The sequence below is a fragment of the Urechidicola sp. KH5 genome, assembly GCF_054661455.1.
In genome coordinates this window covers 883,666-900,900 of the sequence record NZ_BAAFSW010000002.1, presented here as the reverse complement: position 1 = coordinate 900,900, position 17,235 = coordinate 883,666, and the positions used below count along the sequence as shown (strand labels likewise).

At 34.6% G+C, this 17,235-nt stretch carries 13 protein-coding genes; 3 read left to right on the top strand and 10 right to left on the bottom strand.

Going from position 1 to position 17,235, the window contains the following annotated elements:
- Positions 1-299: 299 nt before the first annotated feature.
- The 10 genes from ACYQ5R_RS08495 to cobA all read right to left on the bottom strand — a co-directional run bounded on the left by ACYQ5R_RS08495 (position 300) and on the right by cobA (position 13,557).
- Positions 300-1,730, bottom strand: a complete 1,431-nt coding sequence (locus ACYQ5R_RS08495) for a rubredoxin (protein WP_460190493.1) — start codon at positions 1,728-1,730, stop codon at positions 300-302.
- A gap of 3 nt (positions 1,731-1,733) precedes the next feature.
- Complete coding sequence (locus ACYQ5R_RS08490) at positions 1,734-5,261, bottom strand: molybdopterin-dependent oxidoreductase (RefSeq protein ID WP_460190492.1); 3,528 nt, start codon at positions 5,259-5,261, stop codon at positions 1,734-1,736.
- Between the two features lie 97 nt (positions 5,262-5,358).
- Positions 5,359-6,033, bottom strand: a complete 675-nt coding sequence (locus ACYQ5R_RS08485; RefSeq protein WP_460190491.1) for a response regulator — start codon at positions 6,031-6,033, stop codon at positions 5,359-5,361.
- Positions 6,034-6,148: 115 nt separating this feature from the next.
- A complete protein-coding gene (locus tag ACYQ5R_RS08480; RefSeq protein ID WP_460190490.1) occupies positions 6,149-7,417 on the bottom strand; it encodes an alginate export family protein in 1,269 nt (422 codons plus the stop codon).
- A gap of 28 nt (positions 7,418-7,445) precedes the next feature.
- Positions 7,446-8,255 carry an ABC transporter ATP-binding protein gene (locus ACYQ5R_RS08475; RefSeq protein ID WP_460190489.1) on the bottom strand — a complete coding sequence of 270 codons (810 nt, stop codon included), beginning with the start codon at positions 8,253-8,255 and terminating at the stop codon, positions 7,446-7,448.
- A gap of 3 nt (positions 8,256-8,258) precedes the next feature.
- Positions 8,259-9,116 (bottom strand): ABC transporter ATP-binding protein, encoded by an 858-nt coding sequence (locus tag ACYQ5R_RS08470; RefSeq protein WP_460190488.1) that lies wholly within the window; start codon positions 9,114-9,116, stop codon positions 8,259-8,261.
- Between the two features lie 3 nt (positions 9,117-9,119).
- Positions 9,120-10,220, bottom strand: a complete 1,101-nt coding sequence (locus tag ACYQ5R_RS08465; protein ID WP_460190487.1) for an ABC transporter permease — start codon at positions 10,218-10,220, stop codon at positions 9,120-9,122.
- Between the two features lie 50 nt (positions 10,221-10,270).
- Positions 10,271-11,656 (bottom strand): CmpA/NrtA family ABC transporter substrate-binding protein, encoded by a 1,386-nt coding sequence (locus ACYQ5R_RS08460; RefSeq protein ID WP_460190486.1) that lies wholly within the window; start codon positions 11,654-11,656, stop codon positions 10,271-10,273.
- 241 nt (positions 11,657-11,897) lie between these two features.
- Complete coding sequence (locus ACYQ5R_RS08455) at positions 11,898-12,566, bottom strand: Crp/Fnr family transcriptional regulator (protein ID WP_460190485.1); 669 nt, start codon at positions 12,564-12,566, stop codon at positions 11,898-11,900.
- A 226-nt stretch (positions 12,567-12,792) separates the two neighbouring features.
- Positions 12,793-13,557 carry a uroporphyrinogen-III C-methyltransferase gene (gene cobA / locus ACYQ5R_RS08450; protein ID WP_460190484.1) on the bottom strand — a complete coding sequence of 255 codons (765 nt, stop codon included), beginning with the start codon at positions 13,555-13,557 and terminating at the stop codon, positions 12,793-12,795.
- Between the two features lie 147 nt (positions 13,558-13,704).
- On the opposite strand from cobA, the gene nirB reads away from it, so the two are divergent.
- From nirB to ACYQ5R_RS08435, 3 genes are read left to right on the top strand one after another with little or no spacing between them, the layout of a single operon-like run.
- Positions 13,705-16,221 carry a nitrite reductase large subunit NirB gene (gene nirB / locus ACYQ5R_RS08445; protein WP_460190483.1) on the top strand — a complete coding sequence of 839 codons (2,517 nt, stop codon included), beginning with the start codon at positions 13,705-13,707 and terminating at the stop codon, positions 16,219-16,221.
- Between the two features lie 24 nt (positions 16,222-16,245).
- Positions 16,246-16,623, top strand: coding sequence for a nitrite reductase small subunit NirD (gene nirD, locus ACYQ5R_RS08440; RefSeq protein WP_460190482.1), 378 nt, complete (start codon positions 16,246-16,248; stop codon positions 16,621-16,623).
- A gap of 28 nt (positions 16,624-16,651) precedes the next feature.
- Entirely contained in the window at positions 16,652-17,233 is a 582-nt protein-coding gene (locus ACYQ5R_RS08435) for a DUF4202 domain-containing protein (protein WP_460190481.1), read from the top strand.
- Positions 17,234-17,235 lie beyond the last annotated feature (2 nt).

Below are 17,235 nucleotides of genomic sequence, written 5' to 3'. Positions count from 1 at the left end.
AATATTTTCAATGAACTTTAATCACTCTTTTTCTTAGCGGGTGCAAAGATATAAACTCTTTTATAATCTGCAAATAAAATTTAAAAGATTTTTGAAAAATTTCAAACTTTATATTTTGCTATAAACCCACCATTTTTAAGAACATTCTTTTGAAGTAAAATACTCTCCAAAAGCGGATGCAAATATACGAGGCTTTTTGATTCTAGCAAGGACTTTTTGAAATTATTTTCAAGGTTTTTCACAACCCCTTATCTGAAAGGGATTTAGAGGTAATATTATTTTGAAAATAATGCAGAATTTTAGATTTCTACCAAAATAAAATTTTTCTTAGGCGACCCGCAAACGTCACATTGGTAATTTTCATCTAAATTATTAAACGGAGTAAAAGCCTCAACAGCAGCATTTTTATCACCTAAAGATTCATCATACACAGTTAGGCAATCTTGGCATTGATGAACGTGCCTTTTTTGAGGCTCAGATAGTACGGATTCTTCATCATTATTTTCAACCGATTCATTATCAAATTGTTCAAAATACTTTCTACTCAACTCCATCAATAAACCCGATAATTCGATCTTGTCTACATCTTGCGCATAACTGATATATTTCTGAGTGTTCGGATCGAAATTTTCGGAATACAAAACATTATATGTTGGACGAACTCCATACTTCAAAACAGCTTCAGGTACATTGTTTTTCTCAATTACAATAGAAGTAAAGTAATTTTGTATGGTACTATCGTGTGATAAGCCAAAGGTTAATCCATAGGTACTAATATCATTTTGGTCAAAATTTCTAACAATATCTCTTTTTAAAGACAGCGCCTCTTCATTATTCACAGGTAAATGCCAATTTAATTCTAACAATGAATGCCTAATATTGATTCCTGAATTACCCAACAATTTCTCTAACTGTAACTTACTTGACCGAGGAACACCTTTAACTATAAATGATTTCCATGGGGTGATACAAATTTTACCAATTCTATTGTCTAAACAAAAATCACAAAAGGCTCTTAAAAAAGATAAGTAATACCTGTTATTGCGCCAGTACAATCCTAACCAATACTGATTGATCCCCATCTTATTCATACCTTCGTAGTAAGGAAACGGCTTAAATGTAAGTTTTAACTTATCTTCTATCGTTCTTGAATTAGCTTCTATCATTGAACTTATTAACGATTGTAATTCTTCAACATCTTCTGTATCATCAATCACCTCTTCTATCGCCTTGGAAATCTTTGCAATATCCCATGTATATATTAGTAAAGGATAATATTCATAGGAACTCCAATTATGCACCTTTATATATAGGTACCAATAATCCTCATGACTTGAGGCAATATAGTTTAGGTTTCCTGTAAAGAGTGGAACCAATTGCTGCAATGGATCAACAATATTAATCTTTAACTTTGGATTAAATTTGAAACTCTCTAATATATATAAGTAAGCGGCGCTGCTCAACCAAGTTGTTCCAGCAAAAATATCTGATGCCACATACGAACTAACAATATTTTGATAGTCTGTATTAAATACCAAACTTGAATTTACCTTTTCAAATTGCTGATGTAAATCATTTGTTTCAAAATGATGTTCTGGCAATAATATATCTTGGCGCGATCCAAAATGAAGTGCATCTAATCCTAAAGACTCTGCATAAGAAATGACTTGTTTCAACTCACTAGGCGATATAACACCCCCCTTGACAATAATTCTCTTTAACTCCTCCATTTATTATACATTTACCAATGTTCTCTTCATAATTTCTCTAACTTCAGGTTTACAACTACCACAACCTAATCCTGCTCCCGTTGTTTTACAAACCTCTTGCAGACTAGAACAACCATTCCCAACGGCTTCCTCAATATTACCATCTCCCACCTGACTACATGAACAAACCAATTTACCCAACATAGGCACTGTAGGCTTACTAGACCTCAAAATCTCATTTCGTTTTTCACCTAATTCAATCTCGTCTTCTATTAATGTTTTGAATTCTGAGAACTCGTTCTTATCACCCATTAAAACCGCACCAATCAATCTATCATTTTTAATGATACACCTTTTATAGTATCTTTTATTGATATCCATAAATACCACCTCTTCATACGACACATCTTTCTCAGGATAAGAAATTGTACCGATACTACATAAATCAAGATCTTCAAACTTTAGAATATTCATTAAAACCGAACCACTATACATGCTTCCTAAATCTCCTAACAAATAATTAACCGCTACATCTGCTTGCTGTTCTGCTGCAGAAGTAATTCCATATAATCCATTATTGTATTCTGCAATTTCACCCATTGCGAATATAGATGCGTTGGAAGTTTGCAAGTATTGATTTACTATCACACCTCTTCTACAATCCAGTTTTGCGGCTCTTGCTATTTCTATATTAGGAATTGTACCTATAGCATAAACCACTGCGTTGCTATAAATCACTTTACCAGTTTTAAGAGTAATCTGTAAAATTTTATTTTTCGGATCTTCTTCAAAAACGGTATCAACTTCATTGTCAAAATAAATCTGAATTCCTCTTTCTTGAACATCTTGAGCTAATAACCTACTTGCTACTAAGTCTAACTGACGCTCCATTAACCTAGATGCTCTTTGAATAATTGTTATTTGAATACCTTTTTTATTCAAGGTAGCTGCTAGCTCTAATCCAAGCAATCCACCACCAATAACAACTACATGCTGATCTTTTTCAGGAAGTCCAGTACTATCTATATGCTTTTTTAGCTTATCTGCATCATCTTTACTTCTTAAGGTAAATCTTCCAGGTTGATCGAGCTGCACATTATTTGGCACAAAAGCTCTGCTACCTGTTGCTAAGATTAACTTGTCATAACTATGTTGTTGATCATTACTATCTGTAATAACTTTACGCTCTTTATCAACATCGATAATTGTTACTTTTTGATGAATTTGAAGGTTAAGTTTATCTAATTCTTTTTGCTTCACTTTTTCTAATTGCTCCCAAGAAAGCTCATCACTCACATATTCTGGAAGCAACACTCTATTGTAAAAAGGATTCTTTTCTTTTGAAAAGACTTCAATCACATCATTCGTATTTTGATCTCGATAACTCTGAACGAATCTAAAAGCCGCTGCTCCAGCTCCAACAACACAAATTTTTTCAAATGGCTTTGCGTATTTTTCTATTTGAATTGCTGCGTATTTAAAATCCGGTTCTTTTGATATGGGGTCTACTAATGCGTTTGTTAGATTATTTGCTCTACCAAAGTCTTTACCCAAAACTTTCCCCCAATGCATAGGCATAAACGCGACTCCCTTTCTTATATCAAAATTTACCTTAACAGTAACTCTTGCCTCTCCTCTCGCACTTTTTACTATTACAACATCTCCATTTTTGACCCCTCTTTCCAACGCATCAACAGTATTCATCTCAACATAAGAAGATGGAATATGAGCATTTAACTTATTGACCTTACCTGTTCTAGTTCGAGTATGCCATTGATCCCGCACTCTACCTGTGGTCAATATTAATGGAAACTCTTTAGATAAATTTTCTGATTTATTTAGAAGATTTTTGGGAGCATTGAATTTAGCTTTTCCCGATTTTGTAAAAAATTGCTTGTTTTCGAATAAACGCTTTGTCCCCATATGAGACTTTTCTGGAACAGGCCATTGAAACGAACCTTCTGATTTCAATCTGTCGTAAGACAATCCCGTAATATCAATATTCGTCCCTTTAGTTAAAAGTGAATGTTCATCAAAAATCTGACTATTGTCATCATAATCAAACCCTTCAAAGCCCATTTTCTGTGCAAACCTGTTAAAAATCTCAACATCCGGCAACGCTTCACCAGGAGCATCGATAACCTTATTTATATAACTAATTCTTCTTTCTGAATTAGTCATAGTCCCTTCTTTTTCTAGCCAACCAGCTGCAGGCAGCACTAAATCTGCATAAGCAACTGTTTCAGACCTTCTGGAAATATCTTGAACGATAACAAATTTTGCCTTTTCAAAAGCCTTCTCCACTTGAGCAGCGTTAGGCAAACTTACAATTGGGTTTGTACACACTACCCAGATTGCTTTTAATCTACCAGAGTTTAAAGCATCAATCATTTCTGTAGCAGTAAGCCCTGGTTTTGGAGCAATTTCTCCACCTCCCCAAAAATTGGCAACTTCTTTTCTATGATCTGGATTCGCCAAATCTTTATGTGCTGCGAGAAGATTTGCCATACCGCCAACTTCTCTTCCGCCCATCGCATTTGGCTGACCTGTTAAAGAGAATGGACCTGAACCAGGTTTTCCTATTTGTCCTGTAACCAATGATATATTAAGTAGAGATACATTTTTATCTACACCAATTACACTTTGGTTTAGCCCCATAGTCCACATACTCAAAAAGCGCATAGACAAACCTATATATTGAGCAGCCTTTTTAATATCTGAAACAGAAATTCCACAAATTTCTGCTGCTTTAGATAAAGAGGTTTCAAACACTACATCCTTTAATTCATCAAAGTCTTCTGTATGGTCCCTGATAAACTTCTTATCTATCTTATTCTTTTCAATTAACCTTCTAACTATGGCGTTATACAACACCACATCAGTACCTGGGATAATTTGCAAATGCAAATCTGCAATATCACATGATTGTGTTTTTCGAGGATCTACTACAACTACTTTTAAATTAGGATTTTCTTCCTTATGCTGTTCAATTCTCCTATATAATATTGGATGACACCAAGCAGGGTTTGCACCTGCTATTAATATACAATCTGAAAGTTCTATATCATCATAAGAAATTGGTGGTGCATCATCTCCAATAGATTTTTTATAACCAACTACCGCAGAACTCATACACAATCTTGAGTTGGTATCAATATTATTCGTACCAATAAACCCTTTAGCAAGTTTATTAACTATATAATACTCTTCAGTTAAACATTGTCCTGACACATAAAACCCAACACTATTAGGCCCGTATTTATTAATTAAAGATTTAAAAACAGCGGCAGCTCTAGTAATAGCCACATCCCAAGAAACCTGCTGCATCGGGTGATTTCTACTCCAACGCATTTGCGGATGCAACAACCTATCGGAGGTGTCTTGAACCACATAATTTAGGTTCATACCCTTTGAACAAAGCATTCCTTTATTTACAGGGTAATCAGGATCACCTTTTACACTTATTGCGCCATTCACATCTTTATTTACAATGATACCGCAACCAACTCCGCAGTAAGAACAAATTGATTTAAAGGATTTCTTAGTTGCCATAGTGAAGATTTATGTCAACAAAAATAGAAAATTACGTATAAATACGTAATTTATATATCGCAAAAATAAAGGGAATAAATTATCAGATTAACAGAAATCAATCTAAACCGTGTTCACGAGCCTTCATTGAGAGTTCCATTAGGTTCTTAACTCCCATCTTTTTCATTAAATTAAACCTATGAGTCTCTACAGTTCTCTTACTGTTATTCAAAATTTCTGAAATTTCGCCATTTGTCTTACCAGTTAAAACCAAAGACAATATTTGACGTTCTTTTTTTGTCAAACCAAAAGCGTTTGAAACCTGCTTCTCCAGCACCACCTCATCAGTAGAAATACCTTGAGAGGATTGTAAATAATTAGATACAATAATATTTGAAATATCTCCACTAAAATACTTGCCACCCCCATTAACTGTTTGAATAGCTTTGACAAACTCCTTCTTATCGGTATCCTTTAATAGATAACCACTAGCACCAGCTTTTATAGACTTAATAATGTATTCTTCAGAGTCATGCATAGACAGAACTATAGCTTTAGTTTTAGTTGCTATACCACGCATTTTATCTACTGCTTCAATACCATTCATTTCAGGCATTCTAACATCAATAATCAACAAATCTGGTTGAACATCTTTCACAATATCTAATGCTTCAAGACCATTTGCTCCTTCTGCAATTACTTCAATATATGACTCTTCTTCAAGTAAAGATTTTATACCGTTTCTCACTAATTTGTGATCGTCTACTAATGCAATTGTAATATGATTATTCAATGTATTATTCGTTAAGTTAACAAGACAAATATACGTATTTATCTAAGTAGAAGTACTAAAAAAGCCAGTTAGCACAAAACTAACTGGCAGGTTGAATTGTTTAAAAACAAATTATCTAAATAAAACTTGGCTTGATAACTAACATAAGCCACGCCCAGTTTTGTGTATTAGCAGCCACATCTTCAGCAACCCCTTTAAGCTCATACATACCATCTGCAGCAAACATATGTGAGTACCCACCTTTAATTGCAAAGCCCTTAAATTTTTGCGTGTATACCAAATCTACTTCTGTACCTAATTGTTTGTCGCCACTTGCTAACTCTTGCTCACCTGAAAAATTAAGCACCTTAACAAGTAAACTAGACTTTTCATTAAAAGTAACATTTGCACTAGCATGTACATCAAAAAGCCCTATTGAATTGGCATGATTTCCCACATAAAAGTAGTCCATAAAACCATTGAATTTATGATTTGTACCATATAACGGGAAGAAAGCTCCAGTTTCACCAGCATCACCATCATTACCACTAATAACCTCCAAACCAGCTCCAAGACCAACTTTAGAAGATATCTTATAACCCAGATCTAATCCCGCTAAATAAGCGCCTTTTACCTTTACCTCACCTTGCCTTTCACCAGTTTGCAAATACACATTCCCCAATGCAGAAAATTTATTTTTTTTGTAGCTCAAATGAGTACCAAATGTTTGCAAATTACTCAATCCATCGGCTGTAACTCCATCGACTTCAAAATTTTGAAAACCGTTATTCATAAGTAATAAACTTGCTGCAAAATTTTCCCACTTTTTATTTAAATGGGCCATTTGCATGGTTTTATAAGAGAAGAAACCTGTAGTATTGTATGCATTACCTACCGACTGGAATCCAGAAATATCCTCATAGTCTTGATTAAAAGCAAATACAAAATCTCCTGTAAATGATTCTGTTTTGTACTTTAATAAAGCTCCATCGTGGTTCCTACCTTGTTGTGCCCAATCTAATCCACCAAGAATTCTTTGATCGTCGTACACTAATGTTTGACGCCCTAATTTGGTAGACCATTTCTCGCCAAGTCTAATATTCGCCCAAGCTTGAAAAACAGCAAATGAATTATTTAAATCTTTTGGTAAAATCTGCCTATTCTCTCCCCAAACCATCACATCTTGAAGACTTAGGTAAAAAGAATATATTTCAGATTTATATCCCGCATTTAAGCGTACTCTTGTTGAAATTCCGTATCCAGGATCTGCATCTTCTGGAATTAATGTTCCGAAACCGTGTCTATATTCTGTACGAGGTCTGAACTCGCCATCAAGACTGAATTGCGCGAAACTATTGAACGTAGCTAACATAGCTACCACTAATACTGTAACTTTAATTTTCATGATATTTTGATTAATAATTGTTGTTTATTTAATGTTCTAAAAAGTCAATTAAATGCTTTCTATAAGCATAATAATCAGGATGATCTATTACACCTTTTCTTGTACGCGGCCTCTCAAAGTCTATACTCAAGATATCCCCAATTTTGGCTCGAGGCCCACTTGTCATCATTACAACACGATCTGCTAAAAATATCGCCTCATCTACATCGTGTGTAATCATAACTGCAGTAATTTTTTCTTTATTCCAAATCTCAATAAGTACATCTTGCAATTCACCTCTAGTTAGCGAATCTAACATTCCAAAAGGCTCATCTAAGAGCAATACTTTTGGTTTAATTGCAAAAGCTCTTGCGATACCAACACGCTGTTGCATGCCTTGAGATAAATCTGTGGCTTTTTTATAAAATGCTCCCTCGAGACCTACTTTATGCAAGTAGTATTTACAAATATCTTCTCGTTGTTTTTTTGTTGCGTGTGGAAATACCTTTTTCACCCCCAACATAACATTCTCTAATGCCGTTAACCATGGCATTAAACTAGGTGATTGAAAAATTACACCTCTGTCAGGACCTGGACCTTTTATAGAAGAGCCCAATACCGAAATACCCCCACCAGATATAGAGTTTAACCCTGCTATCATAGATAGCATAGTAGTTTTACCACATCCTGAATGACCAATTATGGTAATAAATTCTTCTTTTTTAACCTGAAGATTCAAATGCTCTAGAACTACATAATCTCCTTTTGGGGTTGGATATACTTTCTTTAAGTCTTTTAAATCCAACATTACATCTTCCGGATTAAAAGCAATATTTTCTAATGTTCTTAATGCACTCATTCTTTAAATTTTACGTTGGAAATCCCATCTTAAATCCTTTGGCTGTATATCAGGAAGCTCATACAGAATTTCAGAATTACTTGCGCGTTCTGCTCCAATATCCATGAGGTACTCAATAATATTGTTTCGTGTTTTTTTGAACACCTCATTATCATTCAATGCTGTTTTATCTCTTGGCCTTTCAATATCTATTTTAAATTCAGGTCCTAAGGTTGCATTTGGCCCTGGACGCAAGGGTATAATTCTATCGGCCATATATATTCCCTCATCAACGTCATTTGTAATTAACAGTGCGGTACGTTTACTCTTGTTCCAAATATTCAGTATCTCATCTTGCAAATTACCACGAGTTAATGCATCTAAAGCCCCCAATGGTTCATCCATGAGTATCATTTCTGGATTCATAGCTAACGACCTAGCTACTGCCACACGCTGCTTCATCCCTCCAGACAATTCTTTAGGACGTTTGTTCAATGCAGGCGTTAGACCAACCATATCAACAAACTCTTTTACCAATTCATCTTTAAACTTTTTACTCTCTTTAGGATATACCATATTTACGGCTAAAGCCACATTTTGATATACCGTTAACCAAGGTAGTAGTGAGTAATTCTGAAATATAACACCACGTTCGTGACTCGTTCCTTCAATAGGATTACCTTTAAAAAACACCTCGCCACTTGTTGGCTTTAATAACCCATTGATTAAATTAATTAGGGTAGTTTTACCACTACCAGAAAAACCAACAATTGCAACAAATTCTCCTTCTTCAATATGTAAATTGATATCCGTTAAAACCTCTGTGGCATTTGCTCCTTGACCGTAGGTTTTATAAACGTTATTTAATTCTAAGTATGCCATAGTTTAAGCCCCTTCATTCTTGTTAAATGACACAAACTTTTGAATGGTAAGCATGAGTCTATCCAGCAAAAATCCAATGATTCCAATTACAAACATTGCCACAATAATCTTGGAGTTAGAATCATTTGCTCCGTTTTGAAATTCTTCCCAAACAAAAGAACCAAGTCCTGGGCTTTGAGCTAATAGTTCAATGGCAATCAGTACCATCCATGCAACGGAGAGAGTGATTCTCAATCCAGTAAAAATTAATGGAAGAGAAGAAGGTAGAATTACTTTAAAAATCTTCTGTAAAGGATCTAATTTTAACACTTTAGCAACATTTACAAAATCTTGATCAACGGTAGAAACCCCCATTGCTGTATTGACTAAAGTTGCCCACATAGAGCAGAGCCCAACACTAATAAATGAAATGATAAACGCGCTATCTGAGTTAGAATCTTTGGTTAAAGTCTTTACAATCATAAAAACCAAGAGCAACCAAACTACAGGAGAAACTGGTTTAAAAATTTGAATCAACCAATTTATAGAAGTTCTCAACGTACTACTCAAACCAATGATAACACCAATAGGTACGGCAATAAAAATAGCTAATAAGAATCCTGCAAATACAGTTTTAATACTTGTTTTAATCTGATCAACAAAAGAAGGTCTTCCAGTATAAACAATCGGGTCTTTACCTTCAGCTTTTCTCTTTTCATTCAAACTAGCTGTTTTTTCGGCAAACGCCTTTTTATCAGCTTTTATAACTTTATGATCTTCTAATAATTTATAAAAAGACTCCGTTACCTGAGATGGTGAAGGCAAGGTGTTTGGCTGACAACTAATGTCTCCAGATTCAATACAAGCTTTCATAGCATCGGCCGCTTCTTGACCTTGCTCATTAAAAGCCTTTTCAATTCTATATTCGGCCTCAACATCATACAAGTATTGAGATCCTGTTTGCCAAACCCCTACAAAAATCAATATCGATGCAATCGGAGCTATAATTCTTTTAGTCACCGCTATCAAGTTCTTCTTTACCTCTTCTCCCCTGCTCAGTCTAATTATAGGTTCGAAGAAACCGAGACCAACAAAGCGAACAATCTTTATTAACTTATCACTCATCATCCTTAAATATTATGGAATTTAGGCGCCCAAAGGGCGCCATTATTTGATTACTTATCCTTATTACCGATTTCAAAACTATTGATGTATCCAATTGGATCTTTAGCATCATAGGTTTTACCATCTATAAAATCAGTAGTTACAGGTTTATAGCCATCTGTTTCTGGAACTTCAGAGGATGTTAAATACCCTTCTTCTAGCAATAAATCAGCTGCTTTTTTCCAAATATCCGGTCTATAAATATCTTTAATTTTTGAATCGTACCATTCAGCTGGTTTTGACTCAGGAATTTGCCCCCATCTTCTCATTTGTGTTAAAAACCATACACCATCTGAGTAGAATGGATATGTAGCGTTGTATCTAAAAAACACATTGAAATCTGGCATTGAACGTTTGTCTCCTTTTTCGAATTCGAATGTACCAGTCATAGAGTTTGCCAAAACAACTTCGTCAGCACCAACATATTGAGGCATAGATAATATTTTAACTGCCTCTTCCCTATTACCAGGAGTATCAAGCCATTTCCCAGCACGAATTAATGCCTTTGTTACAGCAATGGCAGTATTTGGGTTTTCTTCAACAAATTTCTTTGTCATTACAAATACCTTTTCAGGATTGTTTTTCCAAATATCATAATTGGTTGTAACTGGTACACCAATACCTTTAAACACCGCTTGCTGATTCCATGGCTCACCTACACAATACCCATAAATAGTTCCGGCTTCTAAAGTTGCTGGCATTTGAGGTGGAGGTGTAACAGACAGTAATACCTCAGCATCAATCTGACCCTGAATATTATCCGCAGTATACATACCTGGATGAATGCCCGAAGCTGCTAGCCAATATCTAATTTCATAGTTATGGGTTGACACAGGAAATACCATTCCCATTTTAAATGCTTTCCCATCATTCTTATATTCTTCTATCACAGGTTTAAGCGCCTCAGAAGAAATAGGGTGAACAGTTTTACCATTTTCATCAACAGGAACATTTGACTTCATTTTAGACCACACATCATTCGAAACTGTAATTCCATTCCCATTTAAATCCATAGAAAATGGTGTAACCAACTCCGCTTGTCTACCAAAACCAGCTCCAGCAGCAATTGGCTGACCTGCGAGCATATGAGAACCATCTAATTGACCATCTATTACACGATCTAATATATTTTTCCAGTTCGACTGAGCCTCTACCGACACAAATAATCCCTCATCTTCAAAAAAACCTTTTTCTTTAGCAATGGCAAGAGGAGCCATATCTGTTAATTTTATAAACCCAAAGGTTAATTGAGGTTTTTCTATATCTAATTGTTTTGTTTTTGAAATTTCTTCCGAAGATGTAGTTTCTGTGGTCACATCTTTTGCCGCCTCTTTGCTACAAGCTGCTATCGATAGCAATACGCTAAGCCCTAATAATTTGAATACTGATACTTTCATAATATAAATTTAGTTTTACATTTTACGTACTAATACGTAGACAAGGCAAAAGTATAAGTAGTCTTTCATCTAAAACATGATAGATACATTATTTGCGACACTTTTATATCATTTTTTCAACTGCGTTATATCATATTATTAAGCTAAAACTTTATTTATAAACTATTTAATAAACAAAAAAAAATACTTAGAAGCTTTTAAAAGCTTCTAAGTATTTATATTACACAGTTAGTAAACATGGTTAACTATCTAAAAAATAGTTGTGCTCTGAAATTTCTTTTTTTAATTCTGCAATATCTATAATACTGATCTGCTTACCCAAGGTGCCTAGTTTTCCTTCCTTTTTAAGAGATGAAATAACGCGAATGACTTGCTCATCAGTAGTTCCTGCAAAATCTGCTATTTCTCTTCTACTCAATTTTAATTTTAAAAAACCTTTTGGATTGATTCCAAACTTGCGATGTAAATACAAAAATGCATCAATAACCTTTTCCCTAACTGTCATTTGCGCTAAAGCCTTTACTTTATTCTCTGACCTATTCAGCTCTTGGGCATAAAAGAGCATGAAAGCATAGGTTAGCTTAGGTACTTGCTGAAAAAGCTCTTCTAATAGACTATTTGAAAAATGACAAAGTAAACTATCTTCTAGCGCTACAGCACCGATACCATAAGTATCATGGGTAGCAAAACCTCTATATCCAATCATCTCTCCCTCTCCCACAAATCGTAATATTTGTTCTTTACCAAAAATGCCCGTTTTTAACACTTTTGCCTTGCCTGACACTATAAAAAATAAGCCATTAACAGGAGCACCTTCCATCATAAACTGCTGCCTCTTTTTACATTTTATAAAGTTTACTTTATCATACACCTTATCCATATACATTGGTGGTATAGTATCAAAGATCAAGGGTATACCTTTTAAATATCGAAATTTTTCAAAGTGAACCGAAGTATTTGTATACATAAATTATAAGTGCTATATCTTAAATACAAATTTAAGAAACTACGTATTTTTACGCAAATAAAAATCTTGCAATTACGTATATTTATGATTATAAGTAAAAAACATCACGAATTTTAAGAATACGTAAAACGAATTCGGCAATAACTGTAAGCTTTTGAAATTAAGAGAACTAGATAGAAAATTCCAAAACTCTCTGAATCTCTTCTTCTAAGAACGAAGGATGCTCTGCCACAACATCTCCAATAACAATAACACCAGGAGATTTGTAATCAATTTTATCGATAACACTTTTGTAGTTCTTTAGTGTTTCAATAATAATAGTTTCATTTGGTAAAGTGCCATTCTGAATAATAGCGAATGGTGTATATGTATGTCTAAATTGTTTGATCTCCTCAATAATTAATGAAAAATTACGAAGTCCCATCAAGACAACTAAAGTAGCACTAGATTGCGCTCCAAGTTTTATATCTTTTGAAATTGTACCATCTGATGTGGTACCTGTAATCACCCAAAAACTTTCATTAACAAAACGTTTAGTCAATGGTATACCTTGATTAGAAGGGACTGCCAACGAACTACTGATTCCTGGAATCACTTCAGTTTCAACACCCGCATTTTCAACATATTCAACTTCTTCTGCACCTCTACCAAACACATATGAATCTCCACCTTTCAAACGCACCACAGTTCCATGTTCAAAAGCTAAATCAACCAACATTTGATTGATCTCATCCTGGGTGTATTTATGCAAATTAAATCGCTTACCAACATAGATACATTCCACACCAGGTTTTACATTCTGAAGTATGCTCTCATTAACTAAGGCATCGTACAACACAATGTCTGCATTCTTTATAGCATTGAGTCCTTTCACTGTAATTAAATCTTCTGCTCCTGGCCCCGCCCCTACTAAAATTACTTTTGGATTTTTCATGTGGTTTTTCATTTATATTGCAATAATAAGATGCCTAAATTTAATATTCAACAAAAATACGTATTTATTTAAATTCTACGCAAAAATAATACGTATAATTACGTATTTATACTTAATATTGTATTCGATTTTCAAAAATAGATACGTATGAAAACAATTATTATCGTCGGAAATGGCATGGTAGGATACAAATTCTGTGAAAAATTTGTAACTAAAAATTCAAGTAACAATTACAAACTTATTGTTTTTGGCGAAGAACCTCGTCCCGCATATGACAGAGTTCATTTAAGCGAATTCTTTGAGAATCAAAATGCCAAGTCCTTAGAAATGGCTCCAAGAAGTTGGTATGAAGAGAACAATATTCAACTCATAACAAATGAGCGCGTTACCGATATCAATAGAGAAAATAAAAACATCGTAACAATAAACAACAACAGCTATTCTTACGATTATTTAGTTTTAGCAACAGGTTCATCTCCTTTTATACCTCCAATAAAAGGCGTTGATAAAAAAGGAGTTTTCGTATATAGAACCATTGAAGATTTAGAGGGTATGTTGTCATATGCAGAAACTCTTAAAATATCTAAAGAGAATCCAAAAGCTGCGATTTTAGGTGGTGGTTTGTTAGGTTTAGAAGCAGGAAAGGCCGCTATGGACATGGGACTTGAACCACATGTTGTAGAATTTGCACCAAAACTAATGCCTAGACAATTAGATATAAGGAGTAGCAAAGTTCTACAGAAAACTCTAGAGGACATGGGACTTCAAATTCACTTAAACAAAGCTACAAGTAGAATTCTTGGAAATGGAAGTATAACTGGAATGGAGTTTAGTGACGAGGACATATTAGATGTTGATATGCTAATTATCTCTGCCGGAATTAGACCTCGCGATGAGCTCGCTAAAACATGTAATTTAGAAATTGGTGTTAGAGGTGGTATTACTGTTAACAACAAGATGCAAACTTCAGATGCTAATATATACGCTATTGGAGAAGTCGCACTTTATAACCAAATGATTTATGGACTGGTGGCCCCAGGATATGAAATGGCTGATGTTGCTGCAGATCAAATATTAGGTACAAATACTCAAATGAGTGAATCGATTGATATGAGCACCAAACTTAAGCTTATCGGGGTAGATGTTGCGAGTTTTGGAGAGCCGTTTATGCCTGTTGAAAAAGGTCATTCTATTCTATTTGAAAATAAAACGAAGGGGCTATACAAAAGAATCAATGTTAGCCATGATGGTAAAACTTTATTAGGAGGCATATTAGTTGGAGATGCTGCAGACTACAATATGCTACATCAAATATACTTAAACGGAATGTCATTACCAGAAAATACGGAGGAATTAATTATTGGACCGAGAGGAGATGGTAGCAGTAATTTTGGTAGTGCAATGGACTTACCTGATACTGCACAAATCTGTTCTTGTGAAAGTATTACAAAAGGAGATATATGTTCCAAAATTTTAGATGAATCTAGCTCTAATTTACAAGAAATTATTGAATGTACTAATGCCACCACTGGATGTGGCGGTTGCAAACCTATGGTAACTGACTTGGTAAATGAATCGCTAAAATCTCTAGGGAAAGAAGTAAAGACATCAATTTGCGAACACTTTGATTACTCGCGTCAAGAATTACTTGACATCATTAAAATTAAGAAGTATCAAACTTTTGATGAAGTAATTGACAATCATGGTAAAGGACATGGCTGTGAAGTATGCAAACCTTTAATTGCTTCTTTATTTGCAAGTATTTATAATCACACTGCAAATGTAGAAACAAGTATTCAAGATTCGAACGATAAGTTTTTAGCCAATATACAACGTAACGGAACGTATTCTGTTGTACCACGAATTCCTGGTGGTGAGATCACTCCAGATAAGTTAATCGTTATTGGAGAGGTTGGAAAAAAATACAATCTATACACTAAAATAACTGGAGGACAACGAATAGATTTATTTGGTGCAGAACTAAATGATTTACCTGCCATTTGGAAAGAATTAATTGATGCAGGCTTTGAAAGTGGACATGCTTATGGAAAATCTTTAAGAACCGTAAAAAGTTGTGTAGGATCAACATGGTGTAGGTACGGAATGGACGAGAGCGTCAGTTTTGCAATAGAATTAGAAAATCGATATAAAGGTCTTAGATCACCTCATAAAATTAAAGGTGGCGTTTCTGGCTGCATAAGAGAATGTGCCGAAGCGCGCAGCAAAGACTTTGGTGTAATTGCAGTGGAGGGTGGATGGAATCTATATGTATGCGGTAACGGTGGAGCAACGCCAAAACATGCACAGCTGCTTGCTGAACAAATTGACAATGAAACCTGCATAAAATACTTAGATCGCTTCTTGATGTACTACATAAGAACCGCACAACCCCTAATGAGAACAGCGGCGTGGCTAGACAAACTAGAAGGGGGGATAGAGCAACTCAAAAAGGTAGTTGTAGAAAATTCATTGGGCATTGTTAATGAACTTGAAATTGAAATGCAAGGTCTCGTAGATGCATATGAATGTGAATGGAAACAAGCAATTGAAAATGAAGAAATGCAAAAACGATTTAAACATTTTAGTAATTCAGAAGAGCGCGATGATAATATTGTATTTGTTCCAATGAGAGATCAAAACATGCCAAAACAATGGGTTAATTAACTCACATTCTAAAGCATTTAAAACATGAAAACATTAATAGAAAACTATACAACTACAGAACTAACCAACGTTTCTATCTGGTTTGAAGCGGGAGACATTTCTGACTTTTCAGAAGATGGTGGAGCGTGTGTAAAATACAAAGACAAACAAATCGCTGTTTTCAATTTTAAGAGAGAAAACAAGTGGTATGCGTGCCAAAATCTTTGTCCTCATAAATTAGAAATGGTATTATCAAGAGGAATGATAGGTGATTCTAATGGCATAGCAAAAGTGGCATGCCCTTTACACAAGAAAACTTTTTCACTTGAAACTGGAGTAAATCTTAACGGAGATTTACCAAGAATTGCAACATATCCTATAAAAATTGTAGAGAATAAAGTATTTATTGGGTTTTCTGATTAATTTTGACGGTGAAACCAATCACAATTAAATGAGTACTCAATTTAACGAAGCAATAGCATTGTTTGACGAGGCAAATGCCGCTGACCCACATACCGAATTATCTAACGGAAAGGAAGTAGCGAAAGAACTCTTATATGCTCAGCGCATGACACAGCAATTAGAACATTTTGAACCTTATGCTGCAGAAGTGGTCAAATTAGCTGTGCGATGTCAACATATATGTAGATGGGAAATACCGCGAGATTCTTATGAAATGAATAGAAAGGGTTATCTCACTTGGCGAAAAGATTTGGCCAAATTTCACGCCGAAAAAGCAGGAGGTATTCTAGAATCGGTTGGTTATGCATCAGATATCATAAAAGAAGTACAGGCACTGCTCCAAAAAAAACAGCTAAAAAGAAATGCCAATACACAACTTTTAGAAGACGTAATTTGCTTGGTATTTTTAACTCATTATTTCGAAAAATTTTCAAAAAAATATAGTGAAGATAAACTGATAGACATTCTTCAGAAGACTTGGAAAAAAATGAGCTCGAAAGGGCATGAATTTGCTCTTAAAATACCGTTTTCTGAATCTTCCAAAAGTATTATTGCTAAAGCGCTTGCATAATT